14 protein-coding genes are annotated in these 17,734 nt (G+C 71.2%); 7 read left to right on the top strand and 7 right to left on the bottom strand.

The features are described 5' to 3' along the window. Positions 1-144: 144 nt before the first annotated feature. On the top strand, positions 145-738 hold the full coding sequence (locus tag MXD61_RS21145; RefSeq protein ID WP_248815195.1) for an isochorismatase family protein: 594 nt from the start codon (positions 145-147) through the stop codon (positions 736-738). Between the two features lie 105 nt (positions 739-843). Here the strand turns inward: MXD61_RS21145 and MXD61_RS21140 are convergent, their stop codons facing one another. The 4 genes from MXD61_RS21140 to MXD61_RS21125 form a co-directional block, all read right to left on the bottom strand. Continuing rightward, the gene (locus tag MXD61_RS21140) at positions 844-1,137 is read right to left on the bottom strand and encodes a DUF4193 domain-containing protein (protein ID WP_163549754.1); all 294 of its coding nucleotides are present in this window, start codon (positions 1,135-1,137) and stop codon (positions 844-846) included. 215 nt (positions 1,138-1,352) lie between these two features. Further along, on the bottom strand, positions 1,353-1,895 hold the full coding sequence (locus MXD61_RS21135) for a DUF3145 domain-containing protein (protein WP_163549755.1): 543 nt from the start codon (positions 1,893-1,895) through the stop codon (positions 1,353-1,355). 154 nt (positions 1,896-2,049) lie between these two features. Continuing rightward, entirely contained in the window at positions 2,050-2,964 is a 915-nt protein-coding gene (locus MXD61_RS21130; RefSeq protein WP_163549756.1) for an SPFH domain-containing protein, read from the bottom strand. Between the two features lie 60 nt (positions 2,965-3,024). Continuing rightward, positions 3,025-3,459 (bottom strand): NfeD family protein, encoded by a 435-nt coding sequence (locus MXD61_RS21125; protein WP_248815194.1) that lies wholly within the window; start codon positions 3,457-3,459, stop codon positions 3,025-3,027. A 157-nt stretch (positions 3,460-3,616) separates the two neighbouring features. On the opposite strand from MXD61_RS21125, the gene glgX reads away from it, so the two are divergent. Continuing rightward, entirely contained in the window at positions 3,617-5,845 is a 2,229-nt protein-coding gene (glgX, locus tag MXD61_RS21120; protein WP_248815193.1) for a glycogen debranching protein GlgX, read from the top strand. A 31-nt stretch (positions 5,846-5,876) separates the two neighbouring features. Further along, positions 5,877-8,360, top strand: a complete 2,484-nt coding sequence (treY, locus tag MXD61_RS21115; protein WP_175087850.1) for a malto-oligosyltrehalose synthase — start codon at positions 5,877-5,879, stop codon at positions 8,358-8,360. 187 nt (positions 8,361-8,547) lie between these two features. On the opposite strand, the gene MXD61_RS21110 is transcribed toward treY, so the two are convergent. Continuing rightward, positions 8,548-9,204 (bottom strand): peroxiredoxin, encoded by a 657-nt coding sequence (locus MXD61_RS21110; protein ID WP_248815192.1) that lies wholly within the window; start codon positions 9,202-9,204, stop codon positions 8,548-8,550. A 696-nt stretch (positions 9,205-9,900) separates the two neighbouring features. Here MXD61_RS21110 and treZ point away from each other — a divergent pair. The 4 genes from treZ (at position 9,901) to MXD61_RS29000 (ending at position 13,432) form a co-directional block, all read left to right on the top strand. Then, a complete protein-coding gene (gene treZ / locus MXD61_RS21105) occupies positions 9,901-11,673 on the top strand; it encodes a malto-oligosyltrehalose trehalohydrolase (protein WP_248815191.1) in 1,773 nt (590 codons plus the stop codon). 278 nt (positions 11,674-11,951) lie between these two features. Then, on the top strand, positions 11,952-12,719 hold the full coding sequence (locus MXD61_RS21100) for a pyrimidine reductase family protein (RefSeq protein ID WP_248815190.1): 768 nt from the start codon (positions 11,952-11,954) through the stop codon (positions 12,717-12,719). 161 nt (positions 12,720-12,880) lie between these two features. Further along, positions 12,881-13,192, top strand: coding sequence for a hypothetical protein (locus MXD61_RS21095; RefSeq protein ID WP_248815189.1), 312 nt, complete (start codon positions 12,881-12,883; stop codon positions 13,190-13,192). A gap of 42 nt (positions 13,193-13,234) precedes the next feature. Further along, positions 13,235-13,432: a hypothetical protein gene (locus MXD61_RS29000; protein WP_374629334.1), complete on the top strand. Its 198-nt coding sequence runs from the start codon at positions 13,235-13,237 to the stop codon at positions 13,430-13,432. 2,074 nt (positions 13,433-15,506) lie between these two features. On the opposite strand, the gene MXD61_RS21085 is transcribed toward MXD61_RS29000, so the two are convergent. Together MXD61_RS21085 and cysD are read right to left on the bottom strand one after the other, a co-directional pair. Then, positions 15,507-16,751, bottom strand: coding sequence for a sulfate adenylyltransferase subunit 1 (locus MXD61_RS21085; RefSeq protein ID WP_248815188.1), 1,245 nt, complete (start codon positions 16,749-16,751; stop codon positions 15,507-15,509). Beyond that, complete coding sequence (gene cysD / locus MXD61_RS21080) at positions 16,751-17,629, bottom strand: sulfate adenylyltransferase subunit CysD (RefSeq protein WP_251080357.1); 879 nt, start codon at positions 17,627-17,629, stop codon at positions 16,751-16,753. The genes MXD61_RS21085 and cysD overlap by 1 nt, the downstream gene beginning before the upstream one ends. Positions 17,630-17,734: the final 105 nt, after the last annotated feature.

The following is a 17,734-nucleotide window of genomic DNA, read 5'->3' as shown; positions in this document are numbered from 1 at the left end:
CGAGGCGACATTCCACACGACAGGCCCACTTTCCCCTCGACGGCTCCGGCTCCCGGCGGGACACTGCCGATCGGGGGTGAACGATCGGTCGGTCAGTGCGACGGGTCGGCACACGCCGACCCGAGCGAAGGAGAGGTGGGCCTGATGCCGGGCGTGGGCTACGGACCGGGGGTCGGGCTGCTGGTGGTGGACGTGCAGAACGACTTCGCCGATCCCGCGGGCAGTCTGTACGTCGCCGACGGCGAACAGGTCATCGCGGGGATAAACGCGCAGGTGGCAGCCGCCCGAGCCGCTGGCTCGCCGGTCTTCTACAGCCAGGACTGGCATCCCGCCGAGACACCGCACTTCGTCACCGGCGGCGGCGTCTGGCCGCCGCACTGCGTCGCGGGCAGCCGTGGCGCAGCCTTCCACCCGGATCTGGTCGTCGACGGCGAGGTGATCCGCAAGGGTGTCGATGGGGCCGACGGGTACTCGGCGTTCTCGGTGCGGGATCCACGCTCGGGGGTCCGCCGGGCGACGTTGCTGGGCGAGCGGCTTGGGCAGCTGGGGATCACCACTCTCGTCGTGGTCGGCCTGGCTGGCGATCACTGTGTGCGGGCCAGCGCACTGGATGCCCGGGCTCAGGGTCTGACGGTGGTGCTGCCCCTGGCGCTCACCCGGTTCGTGAACCTGCACCCCGGCGACGATGACCGGGCCGTGGACGCCATGCGCGAGGCTGGCGTCCTGGTCGGCGGGTGAGCGCACCCGCGCCCGGGTGGTCGGCAGGCCACACGGTGGACAGGCCGTGCGGACTGCGGGCCACGCCGGCAACGGTCGGCTGACCGCCGTGCACCTGGTCGAGGGTCAGGCCGCGCAGTCCCGGCAGACCATCCGACGCTCGTCGAACAGCTGACTGCGGTGGTGCACGAGGTAGCACTGTGTGCAGGTGAACTCGTCGGCCTGCCGGGGCAGGACGCGCAGGTTCAGCTCTTCGCCTGCCAGGTCGGCGCCGGGCAGTCCGAGTTCCGCCTCGAACGGGTCGGCTTCATCGCCCAGATCCGCGGCCGCGTCGGCACGACGGGCCTTGAGTGCCTCCAAACTCTGCTCCGATGCGTCCTCTATGTCGGTCGTACGCGGGGTGTCGTAATCGGTGGCCACTGAGGTAACTCCCAAAATGGTTGTTCGTGGTCGTGCGCAAGCCTCAACGCATAACCGCCGGGGTATGTGCCCGTCAGACCCGCGCTACCCGTATGTGGCCTTGGCCACACGCCGGAACGCGGCCCGCGTCGCTGCGCGACGAACCTCGCCCGCAGGCGCCGCCATCCTGACGGAGCGCAGGTCAGCGGGGGTGTGGCCACTCCCCGCAGACAGTGTCAGCCGGTGCGCCGCAGCCAGGTGATGGGCGCTCCGTGTGCCCCGCGGCGCAGTGGTTCGAGCACGTCGTCCCATGCGGTACCGAGCAGACGGTGCAGTCCGCGGGCCAGGGTCTCCCGGGCTTCGCCGCGTTCGAGCAGCGCCCGCAGGGCTGCCTCACCGACCACGACGTCACCGTTGGCCGCGATGGCGGCCCGGTGCAGGCCCAGTTCCGGGGTGTAGGAGTAGCGCTCGGCGTCGCAGCCCGAGGAGGGGCCCTCCACGGTCTCGAACGTGACGTGCCCGAGCCGGCGCAGGTTCGCGGCGACCCGGCCGGCGGTGCCCGGGGAGCCCCGCCACTCCAGCCCGGCGAACAGGAACCCCGGTGAACCGGGCTGGGCCGTCCAGGTCAACGACACGGCCGCGGACAGCACTGTGGACACGCCGAACTCGAGATGTGGACACAGCGCTGGCGGACAGGCGAGGACCGCCAGTTTGCCCGGCACCGCGAACGATGACGGGGTTGACGACAGCTCACGAGCTGTCGGGGATATTGCGACCACGCAGGAACCTCCGTCGACGAGGAACGCCTTCCCCTGCGTCTCATCGACCCGCCCCAACCGGCTGACGGAATCGTCCCATGGTCGAGCGGTGGGGACTAGCCCCACCCCCACCCAAAGGTATGACTAATTGGTCGTATCTCGGTGCTCACACCGGCTATGTCGCCCGGCCCGGTGATGGTTCGCCCGGGGGGTGGTCCCCCTGGCCCGGTCCGGCGAGCAGACCACCGAGGCTGCCCAGCGCCCCGGTCAGCTCGCTCGGCACGATCCACAGCTTGCTCGCCTGGCCCTGGGCGATCTGGGGCAGGGTCTGCAGGTACTGGTAGGCGAGCAGCTTCTGGTCGGGGTTGCCCTCGTGGATGGCACGAAAGACGGTGCCGATCGCCTGCGCCTCGCCCTGCGCGGTGAGGATCTGCGCCTCCCGCTCACCCTCGGCCCGCAGGATCGCGGCCTGCTTCGCACCCTCGGCCCGCAGGATCTCGCTCTGCTTCACACCCTCCGCGGTCAGGATGGCGGCCCGCCGGTCCCGCTCGGCCCGCATCTGCTTCTCCATCGAGTCCTGGATGGAGCGGGGCGGGTCGATCGCCTTGAGCTCGACCCGGTTGACCCGGATGCCCCACCTGCCGGTGGCCTCGTCGAGCACGCCCCGGAGCTGGCCGTTGATCTGGTCGCGCGAGGTGAGGGTGGCCTCGAGGTTCAGCCCACCGATGACGTTGCGCAGGGTGGTCACCGTGAGCTGCTCGATCGCCCGGATGACGTTGGCGATCTCGTAGGTGGCCGCCCGCGGATCGGTGACCTGGAAGTAGATGACGGTGTCGATGCCGACGACGAGGTTGTCCTCGGTGATCACCGGTTGCGGTGGAAAGCTGACGACCTGTTCACGCAGATCGATGCGATCGCGGATGCGGTCGACGAACGGGACCACGATCGCCAGCCCCGGGGTGAGTGTGCGGTGATAGCGACCGAGCCGTTCGACGACCATCGCCCGGGCCTGCGGCACGATCCGCACGGCCCGCACGAGGACGACCAACAGGACCGCCGCGATCACCGCGGCCACGATGACACCTGCCATGAGCTGTTCCCTCCCTGCCTCGGGCGTCAGCCGCCCGGACCCGTCCGCTCGGCTCGGTGCTCAGAGCTCGAACCTGTGCACGATCGCGGTGGCCCCGTCGATGCGCAGCACTCGTGCCTGCTCGCCCGCGTCCAGCACGAGCGAACTGGGGTAGGACCGTGCCGACCAGATCTCGCCGCGGACCTTCACCCGCCCGCCGAGCCCGTCCACCCGCTCGACGACCAGTGCCTGCTCGCCGACCAGCGCCGCCACCCCGGTCACCAGCTGCGGGCCGCGTTGCAGATGCCGGCGGGCCACCGGGCGCAGGCCCAGCCCGAACCCGCCGGCCGCCACGGTGGCGGCGACGATCTGCCAGACCACGTCCACGCCGAGCAGGGCGAGCACCGCCCCCACCAGCGCGCCGAGGCCCAGCATCACGAGAATCAGGTCCAGCGTCATCAGCTCGCCGACGAACAGAGCGCCAGCGACGACGACCCAGATCGCCCAGTCGGCCATGTGGTCATGCTAGGCCTGACCAGGTCGGAACCGATCAATGAAACGTCAATGGCCGGGGCTGACGGTGCGCGCGATCGCCCGGATCGCCGCACGTGTGACGAGTCGGTTCCCGCGCCGACGAATCAGGGCAGGCTCGGTGGCCGTAGGCTTCGGGCCTATGTCGCAGGTTTGGCCGGGTCACCCATATCCCCTTGGCGCCACGTATGACGGTACGGGGACCAACTTCGCGATCTTCTCGGAGGTCGCGCAACAGGTCATGCTCTGCCTGTTCGACGATGCCGGGCATGAGGAGAAGGTCGAACTCAAAGAGGTCGACGCCTTCGTCTGGCACGCCTACCTGCCCTCGGTCGGTCCCGGTCAGCGCTACGGCTACCGCATCGACGGGCCCTACGATCCGGCCGCCGGCAACCGCTGCAACCCGGCGAAGCTCCTGCTCGACCCGTACGCCAAGGCCGTCGACGGCGAGATCGCCTGGGACCAGGCGGTCTTCCCGTACACCTTCGGCGACCCGGACAGCGTCAACGACGCCGACTCCGGCCCGCACATGATGAAGTCGGTGGTGATCAGCCCGTTCTTCGACTGGAACGGCGATCGGCCACCGCGCACGCCCTACAACGAGTCGCTGATCTACGAGGCCCACGTCCGCGGGCTGACCAAGAACCACCCGGACCTGCCGGACGAGTACCGCGGAACGTACGCGGGCATCGCCCACCCCATCATGATCGAGCACTACCGCAGGATCGGCATCACCGCGATCGAGCTGCTTCCGGTGCACCAGTTCGTCCATGACGAGCATCTGGTCAGCCGCAACCTGCGCAACTACTGGGGCTACAACTCGGTGGCCTTCCTCGCACCGCACAACGGCTACTCCGCCTCCGGCGGGCAGGGCCGGCAGGTGCAGGAGTTCAAGGGGATGGTCCGCAACCTGCACGAGGCCGGGATCGAGGTGATCCTCGACGTCGTCTACAACCACACGGCCGAGGGCAACCACATGGGCCCGATGCTGTGTTTCCGCGGCATCGACAACGCCGCCTACTACCGGCTGGTCGACGAGGACCCGCGCTACTACATGGACTACACGGGCACCGGCAACAGCATGCGGGTGCGCCACCCCCACGTCCTGCAGCTCATCATGGACTCGCTGCGCTACTGGGTGACCGAGATGCACGTCGACGGGTTCCGCTTCGACCTCGCCGCGACCCTGGCCCGCGAGTTCTACGACGTCGACCGGCTGTCGTCGTTCTTCGACCTCGTCCAGCAGGATCCGGTGGTCTCCCAGGTCAAGCTGATCGCCGAGCCGTGGGACCTCGGCGAGGGCGGCTACCAGGTCGGCAACTTCCCGCCCCTGTGGACGGAGTGGAACGGCAAGTACCGCGACACCGTCCGTGACTTCTGGCGGGGGCAGGACCACGGGATCGCCGAGTTCGCCTCCCGGCTGACCGGCTCCAGCGACCTGTACGAGAACTCCGGGCGTCGCCCCTGGGCGTCGATCAACTTCATCACCGCCCATGACGGTTTCACCCTGCGCGACCTCGTCTCGTACAACGACAAGCACAACGAGGCCAACGGCGAGGACAACCGGGACGGCTCCGACGACAACCGTTCGTGGAACTGCGGCGTGGAAGGACCCACCGACGATCCCGTGGTGACCGCGCTTCGCGGCGCGCAGACCCGTAACCTGCTGACGACGCTGCTGCTGTCCCAGGGGGTGCCCATGCTGGTCGCCGGAGACGAGATGGGTCGCACCCAACGCGGTAACAACAACGCCTACTGCCAGGACAGCCCGATCTCCTGGCTGGACTGGTCCGACGCCGAGCGCAACGCCGACCTGGTCGAGTTCGTCAGCCAGGTGTCGAAACTGCGCCGCGACCATGCGATCTTCCGCCGCCGCAAGTACTTCAAGGGCAACGTGCTGAGCGGCCAGAGTGGCCCGGCCGGTGGCGGCCCGGCCACCGGTGACCCGGCGACGGACACCGACCTGGACCCCGCCAGCAAGGACATCGTCTGGCTGCGCCCGGACGGCACCGAGATGACCAGCGCCGACTGGGAGTCCGGCACCGCCCGCACCCTCGGCGTCTACCTCAACGGCGACGCCATCCGGGACCCGGACGCGCTCGGCCAGCCGATCAAGGACTCGTCCTTCCTGCTGTTCTTCAACGCCCACTTCGAACCGGTCGGCTTCCGCGTGCCGGCCACGAACTTCGGTGGCTCCTGGGAGACAGTGGTGGACACGCGACTTTCCGTCACCCTCGTCGACGCCGATCTGGAGGCGATTCCCCTGGCCACGACCGCCTTCGACCCCAGCGACAGCGGTCGTCTGGTCAAGGCCGGTGATCCGCTCGAGATCGACGCTCGCTCGACGGTCGTGCTGCGCCGTGTCCCCTGACGCGACCATGGGCTCCGGCGGGCCGGGTGCCATGATCGGGGGACGGGCCGGCTCCGGTGACGAGCGGGCGGTTCCGACCGCGACCTACCGGCTGCAGCTCAACCTCGACTTCTCGCTGACCGACGCGACCGTCATCGTCCCCTACCTGGCCTCCCTCGGGGTGTCGCACCTGTACCTGTCGCCGGTGCTGGAGGCCGCGCCCGGTTCCACCCACGGCTACGACGTCGTCGAGCACGGCCAGATCAACCCGGAACTCGGGGGTAGCGGGGGGCTGCGCCGTCTGGTCGCCGCCTGCCGACGCGCGGGTCTCGGCCTGGTCGTCGACGTCGTGCCCAACCACATGGCCGTCGCCCCGCAGGCCGCGAACGCGGCCTGGTGGTCGGTGCTGCGCGAGGGGCCGGACTCGCCGTACGCGAGCTGGTTCGACATCGACTGGGCCAGCCCGGACAACCCGGGCCGGGTCGTCGTGCCGATCCTCGGCGCGGGCCTGGCCGACTGCCTGGCCGCCGGTGAGATCAGCGTGCGCCAGGACGAGGACGGCGCCTGGGTGGTCGCCTACTACGACCACGTGCTGCCGACGGCGCCGGGCACCGCCGACCCCCACGACATCGCCGGCACCCTGGACGCCCAGTACTACCGGCTGTGCTGGTGGCGGGTCGGGGCCACCGAACTGAACTACCGGCGCTTCTTCGACATCACCACCCTGGCGGGCCTGCGCCAGGAGGAACCGGACGTGTTCGCGGCGACCCACCGCCTGCTCATCGAGCAGGTCCGCGCCGGCACGTTCGAGGGTCTGCGCATCGACCATCCGGACGGCCTCGCCGACCCGGAGGGCTACCTGCGCCGGCTCTCCGACGCCGCCGGCGGGGTGTGGACGGTCGTCGAGAAGATCCTCGAGGACGATGAGACGCTGCCCCGGACCTGGGCGTGCGACGGCACCACCGGCTACGACGGCATCGGCCGGATCACCCGGTTGTTCCTCGACCCGCTCGCCGGTCATCCGCTGTCGGTGCTCTACGAGGAGATCACCCGGGCCGATCCGACCTACGAGACCGAGGCGCGAGCCGCGAAGCTGGACGTGCTCGCCGGGGTCCTGCAACCCGAGGTCGACCGGCTCACCGCCCTGGCCCTGGTCGAATCGCGCCGAGCCCGCGCCGACCTGACCCGCAGCGGGCTGCGCGAGGCGCTGTGCGAGGTACTGGCCGCCTTCGACGTCTACCGTGCCTACATCCGCCCGGACGGCACCCCGAGCCTGGAGGCCCGCGGCCACATCGTGCGGGCCTGTGAGCAGGCCCGGTCGTACCTGCCGGGCCGGGCCACCGAGGTCGACCTGATCGAGGACCTCGCCCTGGGCGGCCCGCCGGAGTTCGTCACCCGCTTCCAGCAGACCTGCGGCCCGGTGATGGCCAAGGGCATCGAGGACACCACGTTCTACCGCTACGCCCGGATGATCGCGCTCAACGAGGTCGGCGGCGACCCGTCCCGCTTCCCCGCGTTCACCACCGGCCATCCGCGTAGCGCCGTCAACGAGTTCCACGAGGCGGCGGTGGCCACCCAGCGGGACTGGCCGCTGACGATGACGACCCTGTCCACCCATGACACCAAACGCTCCGAGGACGTCCGCGCCCGCCTCGCGGTGCTCTCCGAGGACCCGCGTGGCTGGGCGGAGGCCGCCGGACGGCTGGTCCGCCTCGGCGAACGCCACCGTGACACCGAACAGGGCTGGCCCGACCGCCCGACGATCTACTTCCTGTTGCAGACCCTCGTCGGGGCCTGGCCGCTGCCCGCCGAGCGGGCCACCCAGTACATGCTCAAGGTCGCCCGCGAGGCCAAGCTGTACACGAGCTGGACCGACCAGGACCCCGCCTATGAGGCGGCCCTGGTGAACTACGTCGAGTCGGTGCTCGAGGACGAGGAGTTCCTCGCGGTGCTGACCGGCTACGTCGGCGCTCTGGTGGAACTGGGCCGGCACAACTCGCTGGCCCAGAAGCTGCTGCAGCTCACCATGCCCGGGGTGCCCGATGTCTATCAGGGCCAGGAGCTGTGGGATCTGTCCCTGGTGGACCCGGACAACCGTCGTCCGGTGAACTTCGGCGACCGCACGAAGCTGCTCGCCGAACTCGGCGCCGACATCCCCGCCGACGACTCCCCGCCGCGACGTCCCCCGCTGCTCGACGACGCGGGCGCCGCGAAACTGCTGGTGGTCGCCCGCGCCCTGCGGGTGCGCCGGGACAACCCGGACTGGTTCGGTGCCCACGCCACCTACCGCCCGCTGTGGGCATCCGGCTCGGCGGCGGAGAACGTCGTGGCGTTCGCCCGCTCCGAGGCGATGGTGACCGTGGTCCCGCGTCTGGTGCTGGGTCTGCGCCGCGGCGGTGGCTGGCGGGACACCACCCTGCCGCTGCCGGAGGGCCGCTGGACCGACGTGCTGACCGGGCGCCGCCACGACGGCGGGACGGCCTACGTCCTGCGCCTGCTGCGCGACTTCCCGGTCAGCCTGCTCGTCCGCTCCTGAGGGCCACGGCGGCGGGCCGGCTGCCGGCCTACCAGCGCCTGCGTCCGGCACGGAAACGCCGCCGGCCCTCGGGCCGAAGTGTCTCCACCTCGGCCGAGGGCCGGTCGTATCGCTGGTGCGGTACCGCTGATGGTGCCGGCGGCACCGCACCGGCGCCACCGGCCGAACCGATCGGCCGGCGAGCGGACTACTTGGGCTGCGGGACGATCCGCAGGTAGGGCTTCGGCTCGTTCCAGCTGCCGAAGATCTCCTTGGCCTGGTCGTTGTTGACCGAGCCGGCGATGACGACGTCCTCGCCCTGCTTCCAGTTCACCGGGGTGGCGACCTTGTGCTTGGCGGTCAGCTGCAGCGAGTCGATGACCCGCAGGACCTCGTCGAAGTTGCGGCCGGTGGTCATCGGGTAGACCAGGATCAGCTTGATCTTCTTGTCCGGGCCGATGACGAACACGTTGCGGACGGTCTGGTTGTCCGCGGCCGTGCGGTCGGCCGGGTCACCGCTGACGTTGGCGCCGAGCATCCCGTACGCCTTGGAGACCGCGAAGTCGGAGTCGCCGATCAGCGGGTAGTTCGGCGCGGTGCCCTGGGTCTCCTCGATGTCCTTCGCCCAGCCCTCGTGCTTTTCCACCGGGTCGACGGACAGGCCGATGATCTTCGTGTCGCGCTTGTCGAACTCACCCTTGATGCTGGCCACGTAGCCGAGTTCGGTGGTGCAGATCGGGGTGAAGTTCTTCGGGTGTGAGAACAGCACCGCCCACGAGTCGCCGATCCACTCGTGGAAGCTGATCGGGCCCTCGGTCGTCTGCGCCGTGAAGTCCGGCGCGGTGTCGCCAATCGTCAGAGTCATCGTTGTCTCTCTCCTTGAGTTGTCACTCGCTGGGTACCGCGGGCCCAGGTACCGCGGGCGAGGTCAGTCCTGCGATGGGGTCAGGTGGTGGTGGTGGCCGCCCGACGGACGGGATGGACCGCGCCCCGGCACACAGGGCGCAGGGCTCGACCCGACCCGACCCACAGGCCGTGCGGCGGGAACACGCCGCGGGCGGGGCGGACCCACGCCACCCGCGACCCTGCCGTCGAAAGGACGGTCAGGTCACGGCGTACGGCGTCGGCTCCGACTCGACACGCGGGGGCGTGTCACCCGGCCACGCGCCCACGGCCCACCCGCCCCGCTACATCGTGCGGCGCTCACGTGACACCCCACCTCGCAGCCCGGCACGCAGCTCCGTCACCTCTCCCCACGCCCCAGACCGTACCCATCGGCCTGCCCCGATAGTGCCATCTTGGACAAGCTCAGGGAGCCACGCGCCACCCAGGACCACTAGCGACAGCAGAAGGTAGCAGATATTCACGTTGGGTGATCGCAGCCGGCACAGCCGCCCGACCGACCTCTCCCCCGCAACGGGCCTCCTGGACGGAGGAGTTCGTCAGCCATGTCGTCGAGTTCGGCGCGACGGTGGCGAGCGCGCTGAACGGGCACCTTCGGTTGGGGCCGATTGTCACTGTCACGGCATGTCGGACCTCGGTGGACGGTAGACAGGAGCCTATGAGCACCTTCCGCCTGTGGGCCCCGGACGCCAAGACGGTCAGCCTCGTCGTGGCGGGGGCCACCGGCGATGCCACCCATGAGATGTCCGCCGGGCGCGGGGGCTGGTGGTGGATCAACGTGCCGTCGGCCAGGCACGGCGCGGACTACGCCTACGTGCTCGACGGCGACGACCAGGAACTGCCCGATCCGCGTTCGGCCTGGCAGCCCCACGGCGTGCACGGGCGCTCCCGGCTCGTCGAGCACTCCACCTTCACCTGGACGGACGCGAGCTGGCGGGGCATCGCCCTGGCCGGCAGCGTGCTCTACGAACTGCACATCGGGACGTTCACCCCCGAGGGCACCTTCGACGCGGCGATCGAGAAGCTGCCGCACCTGGCCGAACTCGGCATCGACGCGGTCGAACTGCTGCCCGTCAACGCCTTCCCGGGTCGGCACGGCTGGGGTTATGACGGGGTGGGCCTGTTCGCCGTGCACGAGCCGTACGGCGGGCCGGACGGGCTCAAACGGTTCGTCGACGCCGCGCATGCCCACGGCATCGGCGTGATCATGGATGTGGTCTACAACCATCTCGGGCCGGACGGCAACTACCTCAGCCGGTTCGGCCCGTACTTCACCGACCGTTACATCACCCCGTGGGGCCCGGCGGTCAACCTGGACGCGCCCGGCTCCGACGAGGTACGCGCGTTCATCCTGGGCAGCGCCCTGTCCTGGCTGCGTGAGTACCACTGCGACGGCCTGCGGCTGGACGCGGTGCACGCCTTCCAGGACAGTCGGGCGCTGCACCTGCTCGAGGAGATCGCCGAGTCGGTGCACCGGCTCGGCGCCCAGCAGCGCCGTCCACTGTTCGCCGTCGCCGAGTCCGACCTGAACGACCCGCGTCTCGTCGTCGCCCCCGAAGCCGGCGGTTACGGGCTGGACGGCCAGTGGTGCGACGACGCCCACCACGCGCTGTGGGCGACGCTGTCCGGCGAGCGGCAGGGCTACTACATCGACTTCGGTTCACTCGCCACCCTCGCCCATGCCCTGACCAGGGGTTTCGTGCATGAAGGCGGCTACTCGACGTTTCGGGCCCGCTCCCATGGCCGGCCGATGCCGGCGACCACCCCGGCCTACCGGTTCGTCACGTTCCTGCAGAACCACGACCAGATCGGCAACCGGGCGCTCGGCGACCGCTCGTCCACGCAGCTCAGCGATGGTCTGCTGCGTATCGGAGCCGCGCTGCTGCTCACCTCGGCGCTCACCCCGATGCTGTTCATGGGTGAGGAGTGGGGTGCGCACACACCCTGGCAGTACTTCACCGACCACACCGATCCGGACCTGGGCGACGCGGTCCGCAACGGCCGCCGCGCCGAGTTCGCCGCCCACGGCTGGGGCCCCGAACAGGTCCCCGACCCGCAGGACCCGGCCACCTTCGAGCGGTCACGGCTGGACTGGTCCGAGCCGACCCGCCCCGGCCACGGCAGCCTGCTCGACTGGCATCGCCGGCTGATCGGCCTGCGTCGCCGGCTGCCCGCGCTCACCGATCCGGCCTGGTCGTCGGTCGCCTGCACCTTCGACGAGCAGGCTCGCTGGCTGGTCGTGCGCCGCGGGGATGTCGCGATAGTCGTCAACTTCGCCGGCGAACGTCAGGCGGTGCCGCTCGACGGCGTCCCGTTCGACGCGCCGGCCGCCTCCACCCCCGGTTTCACCTACATGCCCGGACGGGTGGAACTCGACGGCGAGTCGGTCGTCATCACCCGCCTGCTCCCCACCGAACACCCCGCCGGCTGACCGCCGCACCGCCTGGGCACCCGGCCGGCTGAGCACCCTGCCGGCTGAGCACCCTGCCGGCTGAGCACCCTGCCGGCTGAGCACCCTGCCGGCCGGGTGTCAGCGGCGGGTGCGGTCGCGCATCAGGTAGGCGTAGAGCCCACCCAGCACGGCCAGTCCCACCAGCAGCACCATGACGAGCAGGACGACGTAGGTTCCCATACCCGCATCGTCGCAGGGCCCCGCCTCGTCGGCGACAGACAGGTGGCGCGGGGCCGCCGACGGATACAGTCGGCGCCGTGCGCTACCTGTTCTCCGAGACCGAACCGGCACCGGCCGTCCCCCCGCGGGGGGAGGTCGATCTCGACCAGGCGTACGCCTATCCGGAGAAGGCCACCACACACAGTTACGTGCGGTCGAACTTCGTCAGCGCCGCGGACGGCGCCGCCGAGGTCGACGGCCGCTCCGGCCCGCTGGGCGGGGAGGGCGACCGGCAGGTGTTCCGGATGCTGCGCTGGTTGTGTGACGTGGTGCTCGTCGGCGCCGGCACCGTCCGGCATGAGAACTACGGCCCGGTGGTCATCCCGCCACAGCGTCGGGAGCAGCGGGTCGCCGCCGGGCTCGCGGCCGCGCCGCCGGTGGCGGTCGTCACCGCGTCGGCGGCGTTGGAACCGACCGCCCGGCTGTTCGACACCGAGGTACGCCCCATCATCCTGACCTGTGCCGACGCCCCCGCCGACCGGCGCGCGGCGTTGGCGCGGGTCGCCGAGGTCGTGCTGTGTGGCGACAGCACGGTCGAGCCGGGCGCCGCGCTGGCCGCGCTGGCCGAACGGGGCCTGACCCGGGTGCTGCTCGAGGGCGGCCCGACCCTGCACGCCCAGCTCGCCGCGGCCGGCCTGCTCGACGAACTGTGCCTGACCGTCGCCCCCCTGCTCGCCGGCCCCGGCCACAAGAGCATCACGATGGGCGATGACTGGGCGCGGCCCGTCCCCCTGCGGCTGACCCAGGTTCTCACCGAGGACGGCAGCCTGTTCCTGCGCTACCAGCGAGGCCAGCGCGGTCCCTGACACGAACCCCTCGCGTCAGTCCGGCGGGCGTTGTCCACAGGGGCGGGTCGGCGGTGGTCGCCGGGTGTCGTCGTCCACAGCGCCGGTGCGCGGCCGGCGAGGCCCCGCCTGTCGTTGTTACGGTCACCGCACCCCGACCCTGATCCTGACGGTGGTGTGCGATGACGGATGTCGATGCGGCCCGGGCGGCTACGGCGGATGCCCTGGCGGTGGCCCGACGGGTGCAGGCCGAGGTGGAGCAGGCCCTTGATCAGGTCAACGCTGCCGGCGTCGCGGCCTGGGAGGGCGCCGCGGCCGAGCAGGCCACGCAGCGGCTGCGCCGGTTGGCCGTCGAGGCCGCGGCGGTGCTGGCGAGCTGCGTGCGCTTGTGCGAGCAGGCCGGGCTCGCCACCGGTCCACCCCAACCTCCACCGCCGTCCCCGCCGTCCCCGCTGTCGTCGCCGTCCGGGCGGCAGGCGGGTCCGGCGTCGTGACGGCCCACGGCCTGACGATCCGCACGGCGGCCGGGACGGAGCCTGGCCGGGTGCTCGTCGATCCGGTGCGGCTACGCGGTCTCGCGAGGGCGGTGGGAGCGGCGGCGCAGGCACTTCGCGCCGGTGCCCGGGCGCTGGAGCGAGCGGCGTCCCTCGCCGCGGGGCTGGCCGGGCTCGCCGGGTTCGCCGAGCAGCTCCTGCGCCTGGCGGCTGCGTTCGACACCGAGGCGGGTGCCCTGACCGACCGCGGTGGCGCCGCCGAGCGGGCCGACGTCGTCCTGCCACGGGTGTCGCTCGCGGCGAGGGACCTTCACGTGCTGCCCGTGATGGCGCGCACGGCGTCGGCGCACACGGCCGCGTGGGTGGCGGGGCGGGCGGCGGCGACATTACTGACGGGCGGTTCCGGCGGCAGCGGCAGCGGCAGCGGCAGCGGCAGCGGCAGCGGCAGCGGCAGCGGCCATGATGCTCGGGCAGGCCGGCGGCTGGGGTCGCCCGGCGCGTCTGGCGTCGGCGGCCCGGGGGGTACCGGCGGCGCCAGCGAGGGTGGCGGGGCCCGGCCGGCGGCGCTGCGGCTGCTGGGCGCGCGGGCGAACGATCCGGAGTTCGTCGCCGGTTTCTACGACACGCTCGGTCCGGCCGGGCTCGCGGCGCTGCTCACCCGGCTGGCCGGGTACGTCCCGGGGCCGCTGGGTCACCGGCCGCCGCCGACCTCGAGCGTGGACCAACCGCAGGCGCACGCGCTGCTGGGGCGCACCTTCGCCGCCTACAGTCGGTTCCGTGGTCTCGACGATGCCTGGCTGGGCCGCTTCAACGTCACCGGGCGCACCGACCGGGTTGACGCGGTGCTGCTCACTCCCCTGCTCGGCGCCGGGCGGTTCGACCGCACGCTGCTTGACCGGCTCGCCCGGCTGACCTTCGGCGCCGGCGACGGCATCACCGACCCGCGTGTGACCGGTGCCGGTATCCGTGCGCAGGCGGTCGACGACGGGCCGCGGGCCGGTGCCTACCAGGTGGCGTTGCTCGACGCGATTCGGCTTGAGCCCGCGCTGGTGGCGCAGGTCGCCGCACGTCACGTCGAGCTGGCCGTCGGGGCGTCGATGATCGGCGCGCTGCGGCTGCCGGTGCGGGTCGCCACCCTGCCGGCGGCGACGCTTGCCGCCTGGTCACGGGTGATCGCCGCGGCTGGCTCGCCGGCGGCGCGGGCCGCCGATCCGGCCGGCAGCGCGTCCTTCGTCGGGCGGCTCGTCCGGACGATGGCCGCGACCGACCAACCGACGCTGCCGCCGCGGCTGCGGGCGGCGTTCGTCCCGGTGCTGCACACCTACCGTGACGAGCTCTACGCGACGGTGACAGCGGTGGTACCGGGTCGGGCCGACAGCGGGGACCCGGCCGACGGGTTGGCGGACGTGCCCGCCGCCGCCTGGCGGGCGCTGCTGCGGGAGTGTCTGCGCGGTGGTGCGCTGGCCGGTTCGCTGGCCCGTGACGCCGCCGGTTACGGCGTCGATCTCGAGGCTCGGCTGGCGGCCCGAACCCGGGGCTGGAACCAGCCTGCCGGTGGCTATCCCTCGAGTCCCCGCGCGCTGGGCTACCTGCGGGCCGTCCGAGCGCAGACGTTCTTCGCCCAGGTGCTGGTCGACGCGGCCGATGATGTCGTGCGTGACCATGCGGCGTCCGGTGCCGCCCATCGGCGTCGCCAGGGCGCGATCCTGGAGCTGCTGGCCACGGTCGCGACGTCCATCGAACCGTCGAACCCCTCGGGAACCATCACCAGGATGACGGTCGGGCTGACCGTCGACGCGCTCGAGATCGCGATCCGCCAGCGATACCGGGACACCAGCACCGCCGGCCCCCGCCGTGTCCTGGCCGGTCTGCGGGCGGCCGCCCGCGATCTGCCTGACTGGGTCGGGGTCTACGAGTCGAGCGCCCGGCTGCTGTGGGCGCGGCGCGCCAGCGATCCGCTTCGGCCCGTCACGGTGACCGATGACGCCGGGCGGCGCCGCACCTACACCGGCGATCCGCATCAGGATGGCTTCATCACCGGAGCGCGGACCGATTTTCTCGACGCCACCGGGGCACCCCTGGCGGTCGCGGCGATGACCCCGCGTCAGCGCGGCGCCTACCGGGCCTGGTTGGAGTCGCCGGCCATGGTCGCCAACAACGACCGGCTGCCCATGCTGGCCGGATTCGCCGCCGCGGGCGATACCCGCGTCCCACCCGACCGTGCCCTTCGGCCCGACGAATAAGGTGATCTCCGCCTGCTCGCCGTCACGGAAGAGCAGGGCGCGGACGGCGACCTACGCCGGATGGCCGACGGTCAGAGGATCATGCCGGCGCCGAGGGTGGTGCCGGTGACCTCGTCGATGAGCAGCACGCTGCCCGTCGTGCGGTTGCGGCGGTAGGGGTCGTAGCACAACGGGGACGTCGTGCGCAGCGCGATCCGTCCGATGTCGTTGAGGCCCAGGGTGTCGATGGTCTCGTCCCGGTGCAGGGTGTCGATGTCGACGCGGTAGGAGATGTCGGTGACCATCGCCCGCACCGAGCGGGTGGTGTGCTTGACGCCGATCCGGGCCCGGCGACGCAGCGGCGCGTCCACCATCCAGGACACCATCAGGTTGATGTCCTGGCCGACCGTGGGCTGGTTGTTCGGGCGGGCGATCAGGTCGCCGCGGGAGACATCCAGGTCGTCCTCGAGGCGCACGGTCACCGACATGGGCGGGAACGCCTCGTCGACCGGGCCATCGAAGCTGTCGATCCCGGCGACCCGCGTGGTCAGACCCGAGGGCAGCACGATGACGTCGTCGCCGGGCTTGAGCACACCGCCGGCGACCTGCCCCGCGTAGCCGCGGTAGTCGGGTAGTTCCTCGCTGCGGGGACGCACCACCCACTGCACCGGGAACCGGACGTCGATGAGGTTGCGGTCGGAGGCGATGTGCAGCTCCTCCAGATGGTGCAGCAGCGAACTGCCGTCGTACCAGGGGGTGCTGGGCGAACGCGAGACGACGTTGTCGCCACTGAGCGCCGAGACCGGGATCGCGGTGACGTCGACGATCTCGAGCTTCGCCGCGAAATGCCGGAACTCCTCCTTGATCTTCTCGAAGATCTCCCGGTCGAAGTCGACGAGGTCCATCTTGTTCACGCACAGCACCAGGTGCGGAACCTGCAGCAGGGAGGCGAGGAAGGCGTGCCGGCGGGTCTGCTCGACCACACCCTTGCGGGCGTCGACGAGCAGCAGCGCGAGGTCCGCGGTCGAGGCGCCGGTGACCATGTTGCGGGTGTACTGCACGTGCCCGGGCGTGTCGGCGAGGATGAACGACCGCCGGGGGGTCGCGAAGTAGCGGTAGGCGACGTCGATGGTGATGCCCTGCTCACGTTCGGCGCGCAGGCCGTCGGTGAGCAGCGCCAGGTCGACGTAGCCGTCGCCGCGTTCCCGACTGGTCCGCTCGACCGCCGCCAGCTGGTCGGTGAACAGGGACTTCGTGTCGTAGAGCAGCCGGCCGATCAGCGTCGACTTGCCGTCGTCGACGGACCCGGCGGTCGCCACGCGCAGCAGCTCGGCCATCAGAAGTACCCCTCCCGCTTGCGGTCCTCCATGGCGGCCTCGCTGACCCGGTCGTCGGCGCGGGTGGCACCACGTTCGGTGATCCTGGTCGCCGCGACCTCGGCGATGACCTCCTCGGGCGTGCGCGCCGTCGACTCGACCGCACCGGTGCAGGTGATGTCACCGACCGTCCGGTAGCGGATGCGGCGGGGCACCGGGGTCTCGCCGGGGCGGGGCAGCGTCAGCGGCGTGACCGCGAGCAGCATGCCGTCGCGCTCGACGACGTCGCGGCTGTGCGCGTAGTAGATCGAGGGGATCTCGAGCCGTTCCTGGGCGATGTAACGCCAGATGTCGAGCTCGGTCCAGTTCGACAGCGGGAACACCCGGATGTGCTCACCGGGCCGGTGCCGGCCGTTGTACAGCGACCACAGCTCGGGACGCTGGTTCTTCGGGTCCCACTGGCCGAACTCGTCGCGGAAGGAGTACACCCGCTCCTTGGCCCGGGCCTTCTCCTCGTCGCGGCGCGCGCCACCGAAGACCGCGTCGAACCGGTTGTCGGCGATCGCGTCGAGCAGCACCGGGGTCTGCAACTGGTTGCGGGACGCGCCCGGGCGGGTGTCCTCGGTCAGCGTGCCGGCGTCGATCGCGGCCTGCACCGACGCGACGACCAGGCGGGCGCCGAGCTCCTTGGCGCGATGGTCGCGGAACGCGAGCACCTCGTCGAAGTTGTGCCCGGTGTCGATGTGCAGCAGCGGGAACGGCAGCTTCGCGGGCCAGAACGCCTTCTCCGCCACCCGCAGCATGACGATCGAGTCCTTGCCGCCGCTGAACAGCAACGCGGGACGCTCGAACTCGGCCGCGACCTCACGGAAGATGTGGATCGCTTCGGCCTCGAGCATCTGCAGGTGGGTGAGCTCGTAACCCCTGACAGGCACGCGGATACCCCTCGTCGAGCCGGTGTATCCGTCCAAACTAGCCGACCCCAGCGTCCGTAGGCTGGTTTC

Origin of the sequence: Frankia sp. AgPm24 (assembly GCF_023243055.1) — a bacterium.
Lineage (GTDB): Bacteria > Actinomycetota > Actinomycetes > Frankiales > Frankiaceae > Frankia > Frankia umida.
The sequence above is the reverse complement of the archived record's forward strand: the minus strand, read 5'-3'. Positions and strand labels throughout refer to the sequence as shown.

Coding starts and splice junctions, on each gene's coding strand:
- MXD61_RS21145 (WP_248815195.1), top strand. CDS start 145: ATGCCGGGCGTGGGCTACGGACCGGGGGTCGGGCTGCTGGTGGTGGAC.
- MXD61_RS21125 (WP_248815194.1), bottom strand. CDS start 3,459: ATGGCCGACTGGGCGATCTGGGTCGTCGTCGCTGGCGCTCTGTTCGTC.
- treZ (WP_248815191.1), top strand. CDS start 9,901: ATGAGCACCTTCCGCCTGTGGGCCCCGGACGCCAAGACGGTCAGCCTC.
- glgX (WP_248815193.1), top strand. CDS start 3,617: ATGTCGCAGGTTTGGCCGGGTCACCCATATCCCCTTGGCGCCACGTAT.
- cysD (WP_251080357.1), bottom strand. CDS start 17,629: ATGCTCGAGGCCGAAGCGATCCACATCTTCCGTGAGGTCGCGGCCGAG.
- MXD61_RS21110 (WP_248815192.1), bottom strand. CDS start 9,204: ATGACTCTGACGATTGGCGACACCGCGCCGGACTTCACGGCGCAGACG.
- MXD61_RS21085 (WP_248815188.1), bottom strand. CDS start 16,751: ATGGCCGAGCTGCTGCGCGTGGCGACCGCCGGGTCCGTCGACGACGGC.
- MXD61_RS21095 (WP_248815189.1), top strand. CDS start 12,881: ATGACGGATGTCGATGCGGCCCGGGCGGCTACGGCGGATGCCCTGGCG.
- MXD61_RS21130 (WP_163549756.1), bottom strand. CDS start 2,964: ATGGCAGGTGTCATCGTGGCCGCGGTGATCGCGGCGGTCCTGTTGGTC.
- treY (WP_175087850.1), top strand. CDS start 5,877: ATGATCGGGGGACGGGCCGGCTCCGGTGACGAGCGGGCGGTTCCGACC.